Below are 18,698 nucleotides of genomic sequence, written 5' to 3'. Positions count from 1 at the left end.
CTTGAATCGGTCGGTCAGTAGCGATCCACGACGCCGTCGACCCCGCGTGCCTGCAACGCGCGAACGAGGCCGGCGCGCACGGTCGCGACGTCGGAATAGGCAGGACGGCGGTGCGCGGCGACTTCGGCGGCCGTATAGGGCTTGAAGTCGCGCGGCAGCGCGTCGCGGTTCATGGTCGTGAGTACCCAGTTGAGCACGTCGGCCAGGTCCTGGTCCGACAGTGCCGAGTTCGATGCGCCGGGCACGCGCATCACGTACTCGCGCCCGGCCGGCAGATGCGTGAAATAGCCGAGCGAGTTCGCGAGCGGCGGCACCTTGCCGGCGATACCGCCGCCCGTGGCCGTGTGGCAGCCCATGCAGTTGAGCACCCAGTGCTGCCGCGCGAGCGCCGCGTCGGCCGTGCCTTCCGCATGCGCAGGTGCCGCGATCAGGCCGACGACCGCCCCGGCAAGCATCAGCAGCGACGACAGGTGGCGCGACAGGTTGCCGAACCACGATGCCGCCGCGCGCCGCGCGCGCGGCGCGACGTCGCAAACACGGGATGCACGGGCAACCTTCACAGGCCGAGCCCCTTGATGACGACTTCGCGTTGCGCATGAACGGCCGTGCCGTCCATCGCCTTCGCGCGCGCCGCGCGGATGTCGGCCGCCGTGAACGGCTTCGCGTCGCCGTGCTGCGCGTTGAGATCGAACACGACGTAGTTGAGCACGTGCGCGATGTCGTCGTCGCTGGCGCTCGCAAACGACGGCATCTTGAAGTTGTAACGCTTGTCGTGCACCTTGATCTCGCCGAACATCCCGTGCAGCAGTGTCGCGACCAGCTGCGAACGCCCCGCCTCGGCCGTCGCATACTTGCCCGGATACTCGGTCAGCGGCGGCGCGAGGCCGTCCTGCCCTTTCCCGCCCGCCTGATGGCACACCGCGCATTGCGCGTCGAACAGGCTCTTGCCGGCCGGGTAATGCACGGCTTCCTGCGCACCGGCGGCGCCTGGCAACGCGAAGGCCGCCACGGCCGTCATGCACGCGACTGCGATCTTTCCTGCTTGCTTCACTTTCATTGCTTCGCCGCCCCCAACAGAACCGAAACCGAACAGTGGTAATTCGAATTGCCGTTCGCCATGCACCAGTTGATGTCGTTGTTCAACGACAGCTTGTACAGCGGCTTCTCGCGCTCGTTGCGGTTGCAGAAGCACTTGCCGCACGACGTCTTGCCGCAGCAATCGTTGTACGACACGATGTAGTCCGAACCGTCGTGCGGATTGCGGCAGGTGCCGATCCACGTGATCGGCGAAGGCGTCGTGCCCGGCGGGCAACTGCTCGACGTGCCGCCGCAACAACTGCACAGCCAGCCGTCGATCGCGCAGTATTTCCAGTAGTCGCAGCTCATCGGGTCGTCGCTCGCCCCCGAGGCGGCGGCACCGGATGCGCCCGACGCCGCCTCGGCCGCATACGCGGTGCGATCGACGGGCAGCAGCGGCAGCATCGCCGATCCCACCAGCACCTTGCCGAGCTTCGCCATCGCGCTGCGCCGCGAACTGTGCTGCGCGACGCCGCGCGCCGACCGCTCGAACCATGAATCAAACAGGCCCATGTCGTTGTTCTCCCTTGACGTTGAAAGAGGGTCGGCCGGTCATGCGTGCTGCGCGTGCGCGTCGTGGCTGTGATCGCCGTGCACGAACTGCTGCAGCGATGCGACGCCGCGCTCCTTCGCTTCGAACAGGCTCTCGAGATGCTCGCGCGTATTGACGAGGCCCTTCGCACGCACCGTGCCGGTTTCGTCGAGCAACACCGCATACGGCAGCTTGCCGATCTGGTACGCGAGGCCGAGCTCCTGCGACAGCACGTACGGGAAGCGCCCGAGGTCGTGCTTGCGCGCGAAGCGCGTGTGTTCGTCGATATCGCCGTCGCTCGCGAGCACGATGTTCACCGGCGTCGATTCGCTCGCCTGCAGCGACGGCAGCAGCGGCAGCAGCTTCTTGCAGACGGGGCACGTCGGCGACAGGAAGAACAGCAGTGTCGCCTTGCCCGACGCATCGATGCCGCCGACCTTCACCTGCGAGCCGCGAATGTCGGTCAGTTCGAACGCCGGCGCGATCGCACCGACCGCCGGCCCCTTGTCGATCATCAATGCGCCGGCCGGCATGATGCGTTCGTACAGGATGCCGATCTGGCGCACGAGCGCGAGACAGATCGCGCCGAGCGCGAGGACGGCCACCCACAGCAGGGCGGTGGAAACGGTGAGAGCGGTTTGCATCATGAATTCCTCAGGTGGGAAAGGCGCGGTACGTTGGCGAGCAGCACGTCGACGGTGAGCAGCGCGCAGACGATCAGCAGCACGGAGAAGAACAGCGTCAGGTAGTCGAACCACACGACCGCGCGCGCGCCCGGCTCGACGAGCGCGGTCGCGGCCAGCGCGGCGAGCAGCAACGCGCGACCGACGTGCAGCCAGCCGATGCCGCGCGGCGCATCTGCTCGCGCGGCCGCGAAGCCGGAACAGCCGCAGTCGATGTCAGTGTGGCCGCGCAGGAGATTGATCGCGATTGCCGCCGCGAAGGCGACGAGCAGCGCGATCAGGCCGATCGCGCCGGCCGTGCGCGTATCGGGAAACAGCAGTGCCGCCGCGCCGACGGCTTCCGCGAGCGGAATCGCGAACGCGACGGGCGCGGTCAGCGCGTCGGGCAGCAGCCGGTAGCCGGCGAGTGCGTGGCTAAACGCGGCGGGCCGGCGCATCTTCGCGAAGGCGCCGAGCAGCACGACGACGGCAGCGCCGGCCTGCGCGCTGGTGGCAAGTACGGGATCGAGCGTCATCGCGGCCTCACGGGTTGACGAGCAGCGACGACGTATTGCCGATCTGCTTCTCGACGTGCTGCAGCTTGCCCGTGCGCGCATCCATCACGACGAGGTCGGAGGTCGCCGTCAGCCCGTAGAACAGCGGCTTGTCGTCCTCGCTGACCTGGATCGACACGAGAGGATCGATCTTCTGCTGCGCGAGATCCCAGCGCGCGACACGCTGCTTCGACTTCAGGTCGACCACCCACACCTGCGTGCCGGGGTCCTTGTGCGAGCCGTCGCCGCCCTTGTGCATCAGCACGTAGTAGCGGTTCTGCTTCGCCTGCACGGCCGTCTGCTGCATGCCGCCCGGGCGCCAGCCTTCGGCGCGCTCGGCGTCCGTCAGCAGCGGCCACGGCTTGCCGAACACGGGCTTGTCGCCGCTGAAATCCGCGCTGCGCACGTTGCCGCCGTAGGTCGTAAACAGATAGTCGCCCTTGTAGCGCGACGCGTTCACGAACGCCGGATCCTTGTCGACGTCGATGAACGCATCCGACATCGTGCGCTTCGTTTCCTTGCCGTTCGCGTCGAGCGCGACGGTCAGCGCCTTGCCGCTTTCACACAGCGCCGTGAAACGGTCGTTGCCCGACGGATACGCGAGCACGCAGGCCGCCGTGTCGATCTCCGACAGCACCTTCTTCGAGACCGCGTCGATCACCGTCACCGATGCGGCCGGCGTGATGTTCGCGACGTACAGCCGCTTGCCGTCCGCGCTGAACGCGGTATTGTACGGCGACGGCACGTGCTGCGCATGCTTCGCCGGAATCACGATCTCGCCCGCATGATCGAGCGTCGTGTTGTCGGTGATCTCGACGACGTCGGTGCGCGTGCCGTGCGAGCCGCGCGAGAAGTACGTCGTCGCGACGAAGCTCGTCTTGCGGTCCGGCGAGATCGCGAGGCCCGGGCCGAAGCCGCCGTCGATCTGCCCGAGCAGCTTCTTCGCATCGGCGTCGTACACGTAGATGCGTCCGTCGGTCATCGACGGCATCGAGATGTCGACGATATAGACCTCGTGCGGATGCCAGGGCGGCATCTTCTGCACGACCAGTTCTTCCGGCTTTTCCGTCGCATTCGCGCCGCCGGCCCATGCCGCCGCGAACGCCAGCGTCGCCGCGAGCACCGCGGTTCGTCGCCTTGTCCTCATGTCGCCTCCAGTTGGGGAATCACGTAACGTGGGGCGACTGTAGTTCGACAATAAATCCGGTCAGCACCCGGACCGGCACCGCGTGCGTGCCGATTCGGGATATTGGAAAACCGCCTGAAAGGCACGCCGGCCGAAGGCTTCCGACCCTCTGGCAGATACGCCCGGAATAGCGCTGCTCCTTATTGCGCCGACCGCGCGGCCGGTTTAATCTTGCGCGGTCCTGATCGACGCACCCGGAGGCGCTGTGTTCGTGTTTCACGAGAGGTTCGACAACGCGGACCGGCATGCCGAGGCGCTGCGCGGCTGGAACCAGCGCTACGACCAGATCGGCTCCGGCGCGTATCGCAGCGCGGTCAAGCATGCGGTGCTGGACAGCGTGCAGCTGTTCCAGGAAGCCGCCAACGTTCGCATCATCCAGCGCGGAAGATTGCCGCACGACCAGACGGTGTTCGGCATGCCGCTCACCGGCTCGGGTGCGTTCGCATTCGGCGGGACGCGCATCGAACGCGGCACGATGGTGCTGGCGCGCGGCGGCACCCCGTTCGAGCTGCACTCGCCCGACGACATGTCGCTGATCGGTGTCGTCGCCAACGGCGAACTGATGCAGCAGATCGAGGATGCGGCCGACGTCCGCCTCGACGAAGCCACGTTGCGGCGCGGCGTCGTCGACATGCCCACCGCGGTGCTGATGCGCGCGAGCGTGCAGATCGCGACGCACCTCGAGCGTGTATTGTCGGCACCCGATACCTTCCGCGACGCACGCGCGCAGCGCGAACTGCGCGGCGCTATCGGCAACGTACTCGTCGATCTCCTCACGTACCGGATTCCCGAGCCGTCGAACCGTCTCACGCATGCATGCCGCGCCGACATCGTGCGCCGCGTGCACGACTACGTGATCGACCATCCCGAAGCACCGGTCGACGTGCTGAGCCTGTGCACCCAATTGCGCGTGAGCCGGCGCACGATGCAGAACAGTTTCCAGTCGGTCGTGCAGACCAGCCCGTTGCATTACGTGCGATCGCTGCGCCTGTCGCAAGTACGGCGGATGCTGCTCGACACGCGGCAGGCCGACCTGCCGATCAGCGACGCGGCCGCACGCTGGGGCTTCATCCACCTCGGGCATTTCGCGAACGCCTACAAGGCGCAGTTCGGCGAGTTGCCGTCGACCACCGCGCGCCGTTCCGCGCGCGGCGCAAAAACGCGCTGAGGCCGCGCAAAACCCGCGATAATCTCCGGCTGACCGTTCCCCGCCCCGCGCGACACGCGACGACCACCGGATTCCATTGCCTGCCCCGATGCCCGAGGATTTTCACTTCCTGCTGCTGCCCGGCTTTTCCGCGCTCGGCTTCATGTCCGCGGTCGAACCGCTGCGCGTCGCGAACCGCTTTCGCACGGAGCTCTATCGCTGGCACGTGATCAGCGCCGACGGCGCGCCCGTCGCCGCGAGCAACGGCATTCCGGTCGCCGCCGAAGCCGCGTGCGCGGAGGTCGAAACGGTCGATACGGTGTTCGTCGTCGCCGGCTTCGATCCGCTCGTGTGCTACACGCGCGCGATCGGCGACTGGCTGCGCCGCCAGCACCGTCATGGTGCAACGCTCGGCGGCATCGACACGGGCAGCTTCGTGCTCGCGGAAGCCGGGCTGTTCGACGCGTCGCAGCCGCTCACGCTGCACTGGGAAGCACTGGCCGCGTTCCGGGAACGCTACCCCGGCCTGAACGCGACGCAAGAGCTGTTCGAGATCGACGACCGGCGCATCACGTGCGCGGGCGGCACCGCGTCGATCGACATGATGCTCGACCTGATCGGGCGGCGGCACGGTGCCGATCTCGCGGCGGCGATCTCCGAGCAGTTCGTGGTCAGCCGGATCCGGCAGCGCTCGGACAGCCAGCGGCTCGAGATCGCCGCGCGCTACGGCGTGCACAACCGCAAGCTGATCCAGGTGATCGGCACGATGCAGCGGCACATGGAAAACCCGCTCGGCTCCGATGCGCTCGCGCAGGAGGTGTCGATCACGCGGCGCCAGCTCGAACGGCTGTTCAGCGCGACGCTGAACGACACGCCGACGCATTTCTACCTGAACCTGCGGCTCGACCGCGCGCGTGAACTGCTGCAGCAGACCGACATGAGCATCACGTCGGTGTGCGTCGCGTGCGGGTTCGAATCGCCGTCGCATTTCTCGCGCACGTATCGCGCGCGATTCGGCCTGAGCCCGCGCAGCGACCGCCGCGCGACGCGCTGATCGTCACAGGTTTCAAGCACAATCCAGCACGGAATTGCGCGTTTCGGCAACGTTTCCCGCCGCTCGCTGAACAATGCCGGCGATTGATCGACGGACTGAAGAGGTCATCGAAAATAAACTGGAATGTCGTTGAAAATATTCTGTAACATACCAAAAAAAGTTAGATAGGCAGCCTAACGACATGCATGCCGCATCTCGGCAGGCTACCACCGATATCGATTCGATCCGAGGGGTATGACATGACGATGCTCGATTCGCCGTCGCCGCACCTGCCTGCCGTTCGATTCTTCGCTCGCCGCTTCGCGCGCGCCTCCTCCCGCGTTTCACCCGCTACTCCCGCCGGTTTCTTTTCGACCTGACATTTAGGTTTCCTTAGTCAGTCGACGCTCCCAACACCGCTTCGCCGCACCGGCTCCATCGAGCCGGCGCGCGGGCCGTGTCGTGCCTGCGCGCCACGAACGCGCGGGCGTGTCCAACCGTTGAGATGAGGATCACGTATGCAGACATCACGCAAAGCACTGCCGCTCGCCCTGGGTCTCGTGCTCGGTTTCGGCATCGTCGGCGGCACCGCGGCCGATACGAAAGTCTCGAATCCGCAGGCAACGAGCCTGCGCGAAAGCCTGACACGCGGCGTCGCGCCACCGGCCGCCAGGTCGGATACGGCCGCCGGGCAGTTCCGCGCGGACGGCGTCGCCGTCACGCTGTACAACCCCGCCTATCGCGCGAAGAAGGCCGCCGCGACGCCCGCCGCCACCGCCCGCGACTTCGTCGCGTCGCAGGCCGCGCAACTCGGGCTCGACGCGACCGCGCTCGCGAGCCTCGTCGTCACGTCGGAGCGCAGCGACGCCGAGTTCACCGTCGTGCGCCTGCAGCAGCAGGCAGCCGGATTGCCCGTGTACGGCAGCGAAATCGCGGTGACGGTCGCGAAGGACGGCCGCATCCTGTACGTCGCGAGCAACACGATCAACGGCGTGGTCGCGAAGTCGGGCAAGGCGCAGGCCGTCGACCAGCAGCAGGCGCTCGACCGCGCACGCGCGTATCTCGGCGTGAGCGGCTTCACGAACCAGGATGCGCAGCTCGTCGCCTTCGTCGACAAGGCCGGCACGCATACCGCGTGGAAAGTGCGCGGTCGCCCGAACGACGGCCCGAAAGGCGACTGGGAACTGCTGATCGACTCGGCCAGCGGCGAAGTGCTGCGCGCCGAGGACAAGGCGTTCTACGCGACCGACGGCACGGGCTTCGTGTTCCGGCCCGACCCGCTGTCGCCGACCAAAAGCAGCTACGGCAGCACGGGCTACAAGGACAGCAACGACGTCGATTCGTCGCAACTCACCGCCGCGCGCGTGCGCGTGACGCTGAAGGATCTCGCGCAGTCGGGTGCGCGTTATTCATTGTCGGGCCCGTATGCGGCATGCGTCGATTTCGACGCGCCGCGCGACAACGCGTGCCCCGTGCAGTCGACCCCCGCATTCGAATTCACGCGCGGCAACCTGTATTTCGAGGCGGTGAACGTGTACTACCACATCGACACGTTCCTGCGTTACGTGAACCAGACGCTCGGCATCAAGGCGCTGCCGTACCAGTACACGGGCGGCGTGCAGTACGACCCGCACGGCGAATCGGGCGACGACAACTCGTCGTATTCGTCGAGCAGCGGCCGGCTGACCTTCGGGCAAGGCGGCGTCGACGACGCGGAGGATGCGGACGTCGTGATCCACGAACTCGGCCACGGCATCCACGACTGGGTGACGAACGGCGGCCTGTCGCAGCAGGAAGGGCTGTCGGAAGGCACCGGCGACTATCTCGCCGCCGCGTACAGCCGCGACTTCAACCAGTGGAGCCCGTCGGATGCGCAGTACCACTGGGTCTACAACTGGGACGGCCACAACGAGTTCTGGGGCGGCCGCGTGACCAACTGGAACGTCGGGCGCACCTATGCGCAGGCACGCGGCGCGGAGATCCATACGGCCGGCCAGTACTGGGCCTCGTGCAACCTCGTCGCGCGCGACGCGATCGGTGCGCAGGCGATGGACAAGGCGTTCCTGAAGGGGCTGTCGATGACCAACGGCTCGACCAACCAGAAGGCCGCCGCGCAGGCGGTGCTGACGGCCGCGTCCGCGCTCGGCTACAGCAGCGCGCAGCTCACCGCGATCGGCAACGCGTACAACCAGAGTTGCACGTACGGCGTGACCGTACCGAAGAAGTCGTAATTCCGCAGCAGGCGGGGGCGCATCGCACGACCTGTGACGCGCTCCCTTCATCGACATCGCCATCCTCACGAGATCGAACATGCCTACTCTGAAACTCACCCGCCTGAGCGCCGCGCTGGGCGCCATGCTGCTGACCGCCGCCGCGCACGCGACGCCGGTATGGATCACGCTCGGCGACGCGGCGTTCCGCCAGTTGCAACGCATCGACGCAAGCGCCACCGCGCAATACAGCACGACCCTCGACGCCGGCAAGGCGGCCGACGGCGCGTCGCGCCGCGAGACCGTGCACGTCGTCGAAATCGACGATTCGCGGCTCGGCGAACTGGCCCACGCCGTCCACCATACGCGCGGCCACGGGCCCGGCTATGTCGTGCACGACTCGTTCGACGACGCGCGCCAGGCACTTCAGCCGTTGCCGACGCCGCTCGCGAAGCAGGCCGCGGCTTCCACGTACAAGGTTTCGAACGCGCCGCAGATCGACACGTGGATCCAGCAGCTGCAGGCCAGCAACATCGTCGGCACGATCACGTCGCTGTCCGGCTTCACGAACCGCTACTACACGACGTCGCACGGCGTCGCCGCGTCGGACTGGCTCGCGCTGCAGTGGAAGCAGCTGGCCGGTTCGCGCGCCGACATCACCGTCGAGCAGTTCGCGCACACGGGCTTTCCGCAGAAATCCGTGATCCTGACGATCCGCGGCAGCGATCCGGCCGCGGGCACCGTCGTGCTGGGCGGCCACCTCGATTCGACGGTCGGGCGCACGACGGAAAACACGCGCTCGCCCGGCGCGGACGACGATGCGTCGGGCATCGCCAGCCTCACCGAAGCGCTGCGCGTGCTGCTGGCGAACAACTACCGGCCGAAGCGGACGATCAAGTTCGTCGGGTACGCGGCCGAGGAAGCCGGCCTGCTCGGCTCGAAGGCGATCGCGAAGCAGTTTCGTGCGCAAAACGCGAACGTGGTCGGCGTGCTGCAGCTCGACATGACGAACTACAAGGGCGACCCGAAGGACATCTACCTGATCACCGACTACACGAACGCGTCGCAGAACACCTACCTGACGAATCTGGCGAAGACCTACCTGCCGGAACTCGCGATCGGCACGTCGCAGTGCGGGTATGCGTGCTCGGATCATGCGTCGTGGAATGCGCAAGGGTATCCGGCGTCGTTCCCGTTCGAGGCCGATCAGAACGATAGTCCGTATATCCATACCGTGAACGACACGCTGGAGAATTCGGATCGGCAGGCGAACCACGCATTGAAGTTCGGCAAGCTGGCGCTGGCCTACGCGGTCGATCTCGGCGGCAACGGCAGTGCGACCGTGACGCCCTGACGGCGTGCGGCCGGGCTGTTCGTCCGGAAATGACGGAAGTGTGTGCTCGCGGTTTGCATACGCTTCCGTCGCGAAGCGTTCTCCGCGGTCGCGGCGTTGACCCGTCGTCGAGCCGGGTACGCCGCTTCGTCCGGATAGAATCCCCGTTCGACCACTTCGCTACACGCTTCCCGCCATGACCGATTTCTCCCGCTCCATCGACGATCTGTCGCCCGCCCGTGTCACGACCGCGTTCGACCTGCCCGGCCACACGACCGTTCGCTCGCTCGGCGTCGCACAGGGCATCGTCGTGCGCTCGCGCTCGATCGTCGGTTCGTTCGGCGCATCGCTGCAGACGATCTTCGGCGGCAACATCACGCTCTACACGTCGCTGTGCGAAAAAGCCCGCCAGCAGGCCTTCGACAAGATGCTCGCCGACGCACGCAAGCTCGGCGCGAACGCAATTGTCGCGATGCGTTACGACTCGACCGAGATCGGCTCGGGTGTCACGGAAGTCCTCTGCTACGGCACGGCCGTGCGCGTGACGCAGGACGCGTGACGTCCGTCACGCGTCGCGCTCGAGCGACTTCATGGTCGTGAGCTGCGGGAACAGCCGCATCCACGTGAGTGCAACGGCGATCGTCGCCGCGCCGCCGACGACGATCGCGGCCGGCGCGCCCCACCATGCAGCCGTCACGCCCGATTCGAATTCGCCGAGTTGATTCGACGTGCCGATGAACAGCGAGTTGACGGCACTCACACGGCCGAGCATGTCGTCGGGCGTGCGCAGCTGCACGAGCGACAGGCGCACGACGACGCTCACCACGTCCGATGCGCCGAGCGCCGCCAGCGCGACGAGCGACAACACGAAATTCCTCGACAGCCCGAACACGATCGTCGCGATGCCGAATGCGATCACGCCGCCGAACATCGCGCGGCCGGGCCGGCCCCTGAGCGGAAAGCGCGTGAGCCACAGCGTGCCCGCGAGCGCGCCGACCGCCGGCGCCGCGCGCAACGCGCCGAGCCCCCATGGCCCGACCTGCAGGATGTCGCGCGCGTAGATCGGCAACAGCGCGGTCGCGCCGCCGAACAGCACCGCGAACAGGTCGAGCGACAGCGCGCCGAGGATCGCCGGTTCGCGCCGGATGAATGCGATGCCTGAAAACACCGAACGGAGCGTCACCGGTTCGCGCGCGGGCGGCGCGCCGCGCAGCGGAATCGTACCGCTCAACACCGCCGCGACCGCGAACGCGACGACACTCGTGCCGAACGCGACGGGCGCGCCGATGCCATACAGCAGCCCGCCGAACGCGGGCCCGAGAATCTGCGCGGCCTGGTTCGCCGAGGTCGACAACGCGGTCGCGCGCGGCAGGTCGCTGCGCGGCACGACGGCCGGCAGCAGCGACGACACCGACGGCGACTCGAACGCGCGGGCCGTGCCGACGATCGCCGCGAGCGCATACACGGCCGGCGCGGCCAGCCATCCTTGCGCGGCACCGAGCAGGAACACGCCGGCGGCCAGCGCCTCGACGGCCTGGCAGATCGTCGCGATGCGCCGGCGGTCGTAACGGTCGGCCACCTGCCCGACGACGAGCGTCAGCGCGAACATCGGCACGAACTGCGCGAGGCCGACGAGACCGAGTGCGAACGCGCTGTGCGTGAGCGCGTAGACGTACCACCCGATTGCAACCGACAGGATCTGGAAAGCCAGGGAAGACATCACGCGCGTGCCCCAGAAGCGCTGGAACGGTGCGTGACGGAACAGGTTGGCGGGCAACGGGGATAAAGGACTGGGATCGGGCACGGAGTCGGTCATCGAGGTCTCGGCGGTCGGCGCGGCACGCCGGCACCGTTCGGGAAAGCGACTGCGCACGCCGATGCATGCGCGCGACAACGGTACGGACGCGGCGAAATCGCGATGATATGCCAAGCGCGCAAAACGGGCCGGGGACGTGGCCGGCAACATCGTGCGGACTCGGGGAGCGACGCATCCGGCGGCCGCGTCCATCGCGGCCGCCGGATGGCGGCTCGGGCACGGGATCTTCCGATGCAGGCGGCCGCGGGCTTCAGCGGGGCGGAACGCCCTCATCGGTCGCGCCGCCGGCGATGCCGAACAGGCGTTGACCTTCCGGGGTGTCCTCGACTCGCCAACCCTGCTGGCTCAACGCTTCCCGTATCCGGTCAGCCTGCACCCAGTCCTTGTCCGCTCTCGCGCGCTCGCGTTCCGCAAGCAACCCGCGAACGTGTTCCGGAATGTCGGGCGCAACCGGCCTCCATGCGCGCAGACCGAGGCCCAGCACGGCGTCGAAGCTGTCCACGGTCGCTTTCAGCGTCGCGGGTGGCAGGTTGCTCCTGACCAGATCCCAGAGCACCGCGAGCGCCCTGGGCAGATTCAGGTCCTCGTTCACTTCGGCGTCGAATCGCGCGGCGAAATCCGCATCGACGTGCCCTCCATCCGGCCATCCGGCATACAGGTGCCGAAGCCGGTTCAGCGCGGTGTGAGCGGCATCGAGCGACGCCCACGTGAAATGCAGCTTGCTCCGGTAATGGGCCGTCAGGCACAGGTAACGGTACGCGAGCGGGTCGATATTCCGGCTCTGCAAGGTCTGCAGACGAACGAAATCGCCGCTCGACTTCGACATCTTCGTATCGGCGTCGAGCGTCAGGAAGTGCCCGTGCATCCAGTAATTCGCGAGGTTCGTGCCGTGGGCCGCCCGTGTCTGCGCGATCTCGTTGCTGTGATGCACGGCGATGTGATCCTCGCCGCCGCAATGGATATCGAACAACGTCCCGAGATACTTCGCCGACATCGCCGAGCATTCGATATGCCAGCCCGGAAAGCCGCGCCCCCACGGGCTGTCCCATTCCATCTGCCGCTTGACGCCGGCCGGGCTGAACTTCCACAACGCAAAATCCGTGATGCTCCGCTTGTCGCCCAGCGCGACCCGCTTGCCCGCCTGCAACCCCGCGCGGTCTAGCCGCGCGAGATAACCGTAGTCGTCCTGCCGACTGGTGTCGAAGTAGAGGCCGTCGTCCGTGCGATAGACGTAGCCGCCCCGGTCGAGCGTATCGATGAACGCGATCTGTTCGGCGATGTGATCCGTGGCGCGGCACCAGACCGTCGGCTCGAGCAGGTGGAGCGCGCGCCAGTCCCGCACGAAAGCGTCGGTGTAGCGCCGAGCGATGGCCCACGCCGATTCGCCGGTCCGGCGGCTGCCCTTTTCCATCTTGTCTTCGCCTTCGTCCGCATCCGAAGTCAGGTGGCCGACGTCGGTGATGTTGACGACGTGCCGCACCTCGTATCCGTTGCGCACCAGTACGCGGCGCAGGAGATCCTCGAACACGTAGGTTCTCAGGTTGCCGATGTGGGCGTCGTCGTAGACCGTGGGGCCGCAGCAGTACATGCCGACCTGCCCGGCCCGGATTGGCGTGAACGGGCGTACGGTACGCGACCAGGTGTCATACAGCGCAAGCGGCATCGAGTTTCTCCGTCCGAAGGTGTCGGCCCAAAAAACAAAAAGGCCGCCTGTCTTGCATCACAGGCGGCCGGAAGGCGATTGCTTGAATGTTCAGCGAGTTCGCTGGACGCAACTTCCCCCTGGCACGTTCTGACAACATGCGCGGAGCAGCGAAGAGAGGAAACGGGCGCGATCAAGCATGGGGACGATGCTAGCGTCTATAGACGGCACCGGTCAATACCGTCGGGCAGTCGCCCGGCAGCGGGCCTTGACCGGACGGCTCTCGTGCCCGCTCACCTCAGTCGGGCAAAAAAAAGCGCGAACCTCGGTTCGCGCCAAAGAGAGACCTCGCTGAAGACGTCACAACCTCACACCACCCCGCTCAGAACGAATGGCGCATCCCGATCCGCACGTCGGCCTGCGTCTGCGTCGTCGACGGCGTGAAGCTGTAGCCGACCACCGCATCGACGCCTTGCGACGCACGCAGGTAATCGCCGGAGATATACACGTCGGTACGCTTCGACAGCAGGTAATGCAGGCCCGCCGTGCCCTGGTTCCAGTGATGGCCTTCGAAGCGCGTGTGCTGATAGCCCGCGATCAGGCTCAGCGCCGGCGTGAACTGGTACAGGCCGCCGCCTTCATACACTTGCATGTGCGACGACTGGCCGAAACCCTTGATCGTCGTGTACGAGAAGTTGGCGTCGAGCGTCAGCTTTCCGATCGTGTAGCTCGAGCCGATGCCGAACGTGCCCTGGCTGTCGACGTTCATCGGCGTGTTCGCGAACAGGTCGGTGCGTGCGCCGGTCGCCGGATCGACGGTGACGGTCTGCTGGCCGAGGAACGTGTGCGTGCCGATCATCGCGTACGGGTCGAACGCATAGATGCCGTTCGGGTTGTTCAGGCGCGTGTACGCGGCGCCGATCGAGAAGTCGCCCTTCGTGAAGCTCGCGCCCGCGCTCCATGCGCTGTTGCGGTGGAAGTTGCCGGCGACGTTGCCGAACGAGTACATCGCGCCGAACTTGAAGCCGCTGAGGTCGTTCGACAGGAACTTCACCGAATTCGGCAGGCGGTCGCCGTTGAAGCGGTCGAAGTCGCCCTGGTGGATCGCATAACCGCTGCCCCACGCGGAGATGTTGTAGATCGACACGAGTTCGTTCGTGATGTCGAGCTGGTTGCCGAACGACAGCGTGCCCCAGTCGTTCTGCAGGCCGACATACGCCTGCCGGCCGAATTCGGCGCCGCCGAAGCCGAGCTGCCCGGTGCCGAGGCGGAAGCCGCTCTCGAGGGTGAACACGGCCTTCAGGCCGCCGCCGAGGTCTTCCGTGCCCTTCAGGCCGAAACGGTTTCCGTACGCGACGCCGTCGTCGAACTTGACCACGTGCGAGCCGCCCGTGTTGTTCACGTACGTGATGCCCGCGTCGAGAATCCCGTACAGCGTCACACTGCTCTGCGCATGCCCGATGGCAGGCACGCAGGCCGCGCATGCAAGCGCGGCGGCTACGGCAACTTTGGTGTGCTTCATTGTCGACCACCCTCCCTGAACCGTTCGATGGAAAGAATCTCGTCCCGGCGCGTGCTGCGATGCGCCGGTGGATTCGAATTCGGTACGCCCGCTGGCTTCGGCATTTCGTTTTCCGCAATAACGCAGCCATTGGCGAAAAATACAAACCCATATTTCGCGTCACCCGTCTGAAGGCGACACCAAATGGTCACGATGCGACCCGCTCGGGAAAACACGTAGACGGGCGGCGCGGTCGAAACCGGCCGCCCGGAAGGAGGGAATCAGTGCCCGTCGAGGGCCGCGCGCACCGCCGGCAGGCCCGGAGCGCCGGCCGCCGTCGTCACGCCGTCCAGCCAGCCGGCAACCAGCGCCGGGTCGGATTTCAGCGCACGCTGCGCCGCGAGCGCGGGCGACGTCTTGTGGTCGAGCATGTCGGCGATCATCCGGTTCTCGACGTCGACGGAGAACGTCATCTGCCGGAACAGCCGCGCGAGGTTCGCGCACTGGCCGGCGAACCCGGCGCGCGTGACCGTATTGACCGTCGCGCCGCCGTAGTTCGGGCCGAAATACGCATCGCCGCCCGACAGGTAGGTCAGGTGGAACTTCGTGTTCATCAGATGCGGCTCCCAGGCCAGGAACACGATCCACCGCTTGTCGCGCACCGCGCGCTCGACCTGCGTGAGCATGCCCGTCTCGCTCGATTCGACGAGCGACCAGTTCGCGGCCCCGAGCGCATGGTCGGACAGCAGCCGCTTGATGTTCTGGTTCGCGGGCGCGCCGGGCTCGATCCCGTAGATCTTGCCGCCGAAGCGGTCCACATGGCGCGCGAGATCGGCGAATGTATGCACGCCGGCGGCGGCCACGTAGTCGGGCACCGCGAGCGTGAACTTCGCGCCGCTCAGGTTCGCGTGCAGCACGTCGATCGACTTCTCGTCGACGAACGGCTTCACGAGCGGCGCCTGCGCGGGCATCCAGTTGCCGAGGAACACGTCGACCTGCCCTTTCTTGAGCCCCTGGTACGTGATCGGCACCGACAGGTTCGCCACGTCCTGCCGATAGCCGAGCGCCTTCAGCACGACGCCCGCCATCGCGTTCGTCGCATCGATGTCGGTCCAGCCGGGCGCGGCCATCTTCACGTCGCCGCACGTCTGCGGGTCGGCCGCGTGCGCGGCCTGCGTCGTCATCACGCAGGCGGCCGCGGCCAGCGCCGCGCCGATCCGGATTGCTGCATTGCATTGCCGTTCCATCGTCCGCTTCCTCCGTCGTTCGTCAGTGATCGCGATGCGGGGCGCTCAGCGCCCGATGCGCGGAAAGCGCGCCATCGCCTCGAGCGTGTCGAGTTCGATGTGATTGCGCATGTAGCGCTGGCTCGCGTCGGTGAACGGCTGCCAGTCCCACGCGTGGATGCGGCCCTGCGTCGTCGCCGCGTAATGGAAGCGCCGGCGCCGCTGGCTCGCGCGCACCTGCCGGTCCAGTTCGGGCAGGTTCCAGCGCTGCGCGGCTTGCGCACGGAACGCGGCCAGCACGTCCGCGGCTTCCGGCGTGCCGGCGAGGTTCGTCAGCTCGCGCGGGTCGTCGCCAAGGTGATAGAGCTGGTCGGGATCGGCCGGGCAATGCACGTACTTCCAGTCGCCGCTGCGGATCATCACGACCGGCGCGACCGCACCTTCCGCGAGGTATTCGCCGAGCGCAACTTCGTGCGCCGGCGTGCCGTTCAGGTGCGGCACGAGGCTTGCACCGTCGACGGGGTCCGGCCAGCCGCCGGCGGGGGCGGCGCCGGCCAGGTCGACGAGCGTCGGCAGCAGGTCGACGTGCGACACCGGCCCGCGCACGCGCGCGGCGCCGAAGCGGCCCGGCGCATGCACGATCAGCGGCACGCGGCAACCGCCCTCGAAGAACGTCATCTTGTACCAGAGCCCGCGTTCGCCGAGCATGTCGCCGTGGTCGGACGTGACGATCACGATCGTGTCGTCGGCGAATCCGCACTGTTCGAGCGCGGCCAGCACGCTGCCGAACTGCGTGTCGACGTACGAGGTTGCGCCGTAGTACGCGCGACGTGCGGCGCGGATCTGCTCGTCGGTGGGCGGCGTGCGGTCGTTCTCGCAGACGAAGCGCAGCCGCTGCGAATGCGGGTCGCTTTCCGCCGCGTCGAGGCGCACGGCCGGCAGGTCGATCTCGTCGTCGCGATAGAGATCCCAGTATTCGCGCGTGATCGCATACGGGTCGTGCGGATGGGTCAGCGACACGACCATGCAGAACGGCCGCGCATCGTGCCCGGCCGCCCGCTCGCGCGCGACGTCGTACAGCTTCTGCTTCGCGGCGAACGTGACCTCGTCGTCGAAATCGAGCTGGTTGGTGCGCACGCACGGGCCCGCGTCGAGTACCGAACTCATGTTGTGATACCAACTCGGCCGCTCCGCCGGGCTGTCCCAGTCGGGCACCCAGCCGAAATCGGCCGGATAGATGTCGGTCGTGAGCCGCTCCTCGAAGCCGTGCAACTGGTCGGGCCCGCAGAAGTGCATCTTGCCGGACAGCATCGTCCGGTAGCCGCCTGCGCGCAGATAGTGCGCGAACGTCAGCGTTTGCGCCGGCAATTCGGCGGCGTTATCGTAGGCGCCGATCCCCGACGGCAGCTTGCCGGTCAGCAGCGAAAAGCGCGACGGCGCGCACAGCGGGCTCGCGCAGTAGGCGGCGTCGAACACCACGCCTTGCGCGGCGAGACGGTCCAGCGTCGGCGTGCGCGCGACGCGATTGCCGTAGGCCGGCAGCGCGAACGGCGTAAGCTGGTCGGCCATCAGGATCAGGATGTTGGGTGTCGGATTCGTCATCGGCAGTCGTGGGGAAAACGGTGTTCGAATGGAACGGCGCGCCGCTCGCGCAGCGAGACGTCCGGCATGACGGAAGCGGCCCGACGAAAGTGCCGCGCGGGCACGCCGCGCTGGCTAGAATCGCGGAATGTGTTACGTGCCACCCGTGGAGCGGAATGTGAAGCAGCCCGTGAAGCACGTGTGCCGCACCGTCCGATGCACTATCGCCCGCCCGAATTCGCGCGGGAAGGCGTCCGGCCCTTATGGGGCCATTAGAGGGACTTATGTCGAAATCCGAACCGTTACCGTCGATGCAGGCGCTGCGCGCGTTCGAATCGGCTGCCCGGCTCGCGAGCTTCACGGCCGCCGCGCGCGAGCTCGGCTCCACCCAGCCGGCCGTGAGCCAGCAGGTGTTCCAGCTCGAGGCCGAACTGGGCGTGCCGCTGTTCGAGCGCAGCCCGCGCGGCGTCACGCTGACGGCCGACGGCGAGTGCCTGTACGAAGCAGTGCGGCTGAGCCTCGACACGCTGCGCGGCGCCACCGCGACACTGCGGGCGCGCCGCGAGCACGGCGCACTCACGATCGTCACCGACTTCGGCTTCGCCACCTACTGGTTGATGCCGCGCCTGGCCGGGCTGAAGCGCGTGATGCCGGATGTCGACGTGCGGGTCGTCACGTCGCAGGATTACGACGCGCAGCGCGACCACGGCGACATCGCGATCCTGTTCGGCGACGGCCACTGGCCGTCGTGCACGGCCGCGCGGCTCTTTCCGGAATCGGTCACGCCCGTGTGCTCGCCCGCGTTCCGCGACGCGCACCCGCACGTCGCCCGGGCCGATCACCTGCTCGCGTTGCCGCTGCTGCACGTGCAGCCGACGCGCCCCGAGCGCTGGCTGTCGTGGTCCGGCTGGTTCGACGCGCACGGCCTCGACACGGCAGCCGCCGCGCGCGGCGTGACTTTCAACAGCTATGCGCTCGTGATCCATGCGGCGCTGCTCGGCGAAGGCGTTGCGCTCGGCTGGGCGCCGCTCGTCGACGAACTCGTCGCGTCCGGGCAGCTCGTGAAGCTCCTCGACGCGCCGGTCGTCACGTCGCGCGGCTACTTCCTCGTACGGCCGCCGCAGCGGCCCGAACCGGACGCGACCCACGTGTTCCGGCGCTGGCTGCTCGACGCGTGCGCGCCGGCCTGAACGGCCTT

17 protein-coding genes are annotated in these 18,698 nt (G+C 67.3%); 6 read left to right on the top strand and 11 right to left on the bottom strand.

The features are described 5' to 3' along the window. Window positions 1-14 precede the first annotated feature (14 nt). The 6 genes from ABY44_RS18275 to ABY44_RS18250 form a co-directional block, all read right to left on the bottom strand. Window positions 15-455 (bottom strand): c-type cytochrome, encoded by a 441-nt coding sequence (locus ABY44_RS18275; RefSeq protein ID WP_226160763.1) that lies wholly within the window; start codon window positions 453-455, stop codon window positions 15-17. 101 nt (window positions 456-556) lie between these two features. After that, window positions 557-1,057, bottom strand: a complete 501-nt coding sequence (locus tag ABY44_RS18270) for a c-type cytochrome (protein WP_060173686.1) — start codon at window positions 1,055-1,057, stop codon at window positions 557-559. After that, window positions 1,054-1,590, bottom strand: a complete 537-nt coding sequence (locus ABY44_RS18265; protein WP_027789707.1) for a methylamine dehydrogenase light chain — start codon at window positions 1,588-1,590, stop codon at window positions 1,054-1,056. Before ABY44_RS18265 ends, ABY44_RS18270 begins: the two co-directional genes overlap by 4 nt. 39 nt (window positions 1,591-1,629) lie before the next feature. Further along, entirely contained in the window at window positions 1,630-2,256 is a 627-nt protein-coding gene (gene mauD, locus ABY44_RS18260) for a methylamine dehydrogenase accessory protein MauD (RefSeq protein ID WP_021161465.1), read from the bottom strand. Beyond that, on the bottom strand, window positions 2,253-2,807 hold the full coding sequence (locus tag ABY44_RS18255) for a MauE/DoxX family redox-associated membrane protein (protein WP_060173687.1): 555 nt from the start codon (window positions 2,805-2,807) through the stop codon (window positions 2,253-2,255). Before ABY44_RS18255 ends, mauD begins: the two co-directional genes overlap by 4 nt. 7 nt (window positions 2,808-2,814) lie before the next feature. Continuing rightward, on the bottom strand, window positions 2,815-3,972 hold the full coding sequence (locus tag ABY44_RS18250) for an amine dehydrogenase large subunit (protein WP_060173688.1): 1,158 nt from the start codon (window positions 3,970-3,972) through the stop codon (window positions 2,815-2,817). 244 nt (window positions 3,973-4,216) lie between these two features. On the opposite strand from ABY44_RS18250, the gene ABY44_RS18245 reads away from it, so the two are divergent. The 5 genes from ABY44_RS18245 (at window position 4,217) to ABY44_RS18225 (ending at window position 10,293) form a co-directional block, all read left to right on the top strand. Next, a complete protein-coding gene (locus ABY44_RS18245) occupies window positions 4,217-5,179 on the top strand; it encodes a helix-turn-helix domain-containing protein (RefSeq protein WP_060173689.1) in 963 nt (320 codons plus the stop codon). Between the two features lie 88 nt (window positions 5,180-5,267). Then, window positions 5,268-6,212 (top strand): GlxA family transcriptional regulator, encoded by a 945-nt coding sequence (locus ABY44_RS18240; RefSeq protein WP_021161470.1) that lies wholly within the window; start codon window positions 5,268-5,270, stop codon window positions 6,210-6,212. 497 nt (window positions 6,213-6,709) lie between these two features. After that, on the top strand, window positions 6,710-8,422 hold the full coding sequence (locus ABY44_RS18235; RefSeq protein WP_060173690.1) for a M36 family metallopeptidase: 1,713 nt from the start codon (window positions 6,710-6,712) through the stop codon (window positions 8,420-8,422). Between the two features lie 79 nt (window positions 8,423-8,501). Next, entirely contained in the window at window positions 8,502-9,755 is a 1,254-nt protein-coding gene (locus ABY44_RS18230) for a M20/M25/M40 family metallo-hydrolase (RefSeq protein ID WP_060173691.1), read from the top strand. Between the two features lie 175 nt (window positions 9,756-9,930). Next, on the top strand, window positions 9,931-10,293 hold the full coding sequence (locus ABY44_RS18225; RefSeq protein WP_027789715.1) for a YbjQ family protein: 363 nt from the start codon (window positions 9,931-9,933) through the stop codon (window positions 10,291-10,293). A gap of 6 nt (window positions 10,294-10,299) precedes the next feature. Here the strand turns inward: ABY44_RS18225 and ABY44_RS18220 are convergent, their stop codons facing one another. The 5 genes from ABY44_RS18220 to betC form a co-directional block, all read right to left on the bottom strand. Further along, window positions 10,300-11,550: an MFS transporter gene (locus ABY44_RS18220; RefSeq protein WP_060173731.1), complete on the bottom strand. Its 1,251-nt coding sequence runs from the start codon at window positions 11,548-11,550 to the stop codon at window positions 10,300-10,302. Window positions 11,551-11,800: 250 nt separating this feature from the next. Further along, a complete protein-coding gene (gene cysS, locus ABY44_RS18215) occupies window positions 11,801-13,213 on the bottom strand; it encodes a cysteine--tRNA ligase (RefSeq protein WP_060173692.1) in 1,413 nt (470 codons plus the stop codon). A gap of 361 nt (window positions 13,214-13,574) precedes the next feature. After that, window positions 13,575-14,714, bottom strand: a complete 1,140-nt coding sequence (locus tag ABY44_RS18210) for a porin (RefSeq protein WP_027789718.1) — start codon at window positions 14,712-14,714, stop codon at window positions 13,575-13,577. Between the two features lie 260 nt (window positions 14,715-14,974). Further along, window positions 14,975-15,940: a choline ABC transporter substrate-binding protein gene (gene choX, locus ABY44_RS18205; RefSeq protein ID WP_060173693.1), complete on the bottom strand. Its 966-nt coding sequence runs from the start codon at window positions 15,938-15,940 to the stop codon at window positions 14,975-14,977. Window positions 15,941-15,985: 45 nt separating this feature from the next. Next, the gene (gene betC / locus ABY44_RS18200) at window positions 15,986-17,521 is read right to left on the bottom strand and encodes a choline-sulfatase (protein WP_027789720.1); all 1,536 of its coding nucleotides are present in this window, start codon (window positions 17,519-17,521) and stop codon (window positions 15,986-15,988) included. Window positions 17,522-17,784: 263 nt separating this feature from the next. Between betC and ABY44_RS18195 the strand changes: the two genes are divergently transcribed. Next, window positions 17,785-18,690 (top strand): choline sulfate utilization transcriptional regulator, encoded by a 906-nt coding sequence (locus tag ABY44_RS18195; RefSeq protein WP_027789721.1) that lies wholly within the window; start codon window positions 17,785-17,787, stop codon window positions 18,688-18,690. Window positions 18,691-18,698 lie beyond the last annotated feature (8 nt).

The sequence above is a fragment of the Burkholderia sp. ZZQ-2 genome (genome assembly GCF_050768715.1).
Lineage (GTDB): Bacteria > Pseudomonadota > Gammaproteobacteria > Burkholderiales > Burkholderiaceae > Burkholderia > Burkholderia cepacia.
Note: the sequence above shows the minus strand (reverse complement) of the source record. Positions and strands in the feature narration are given on the sequence as shown.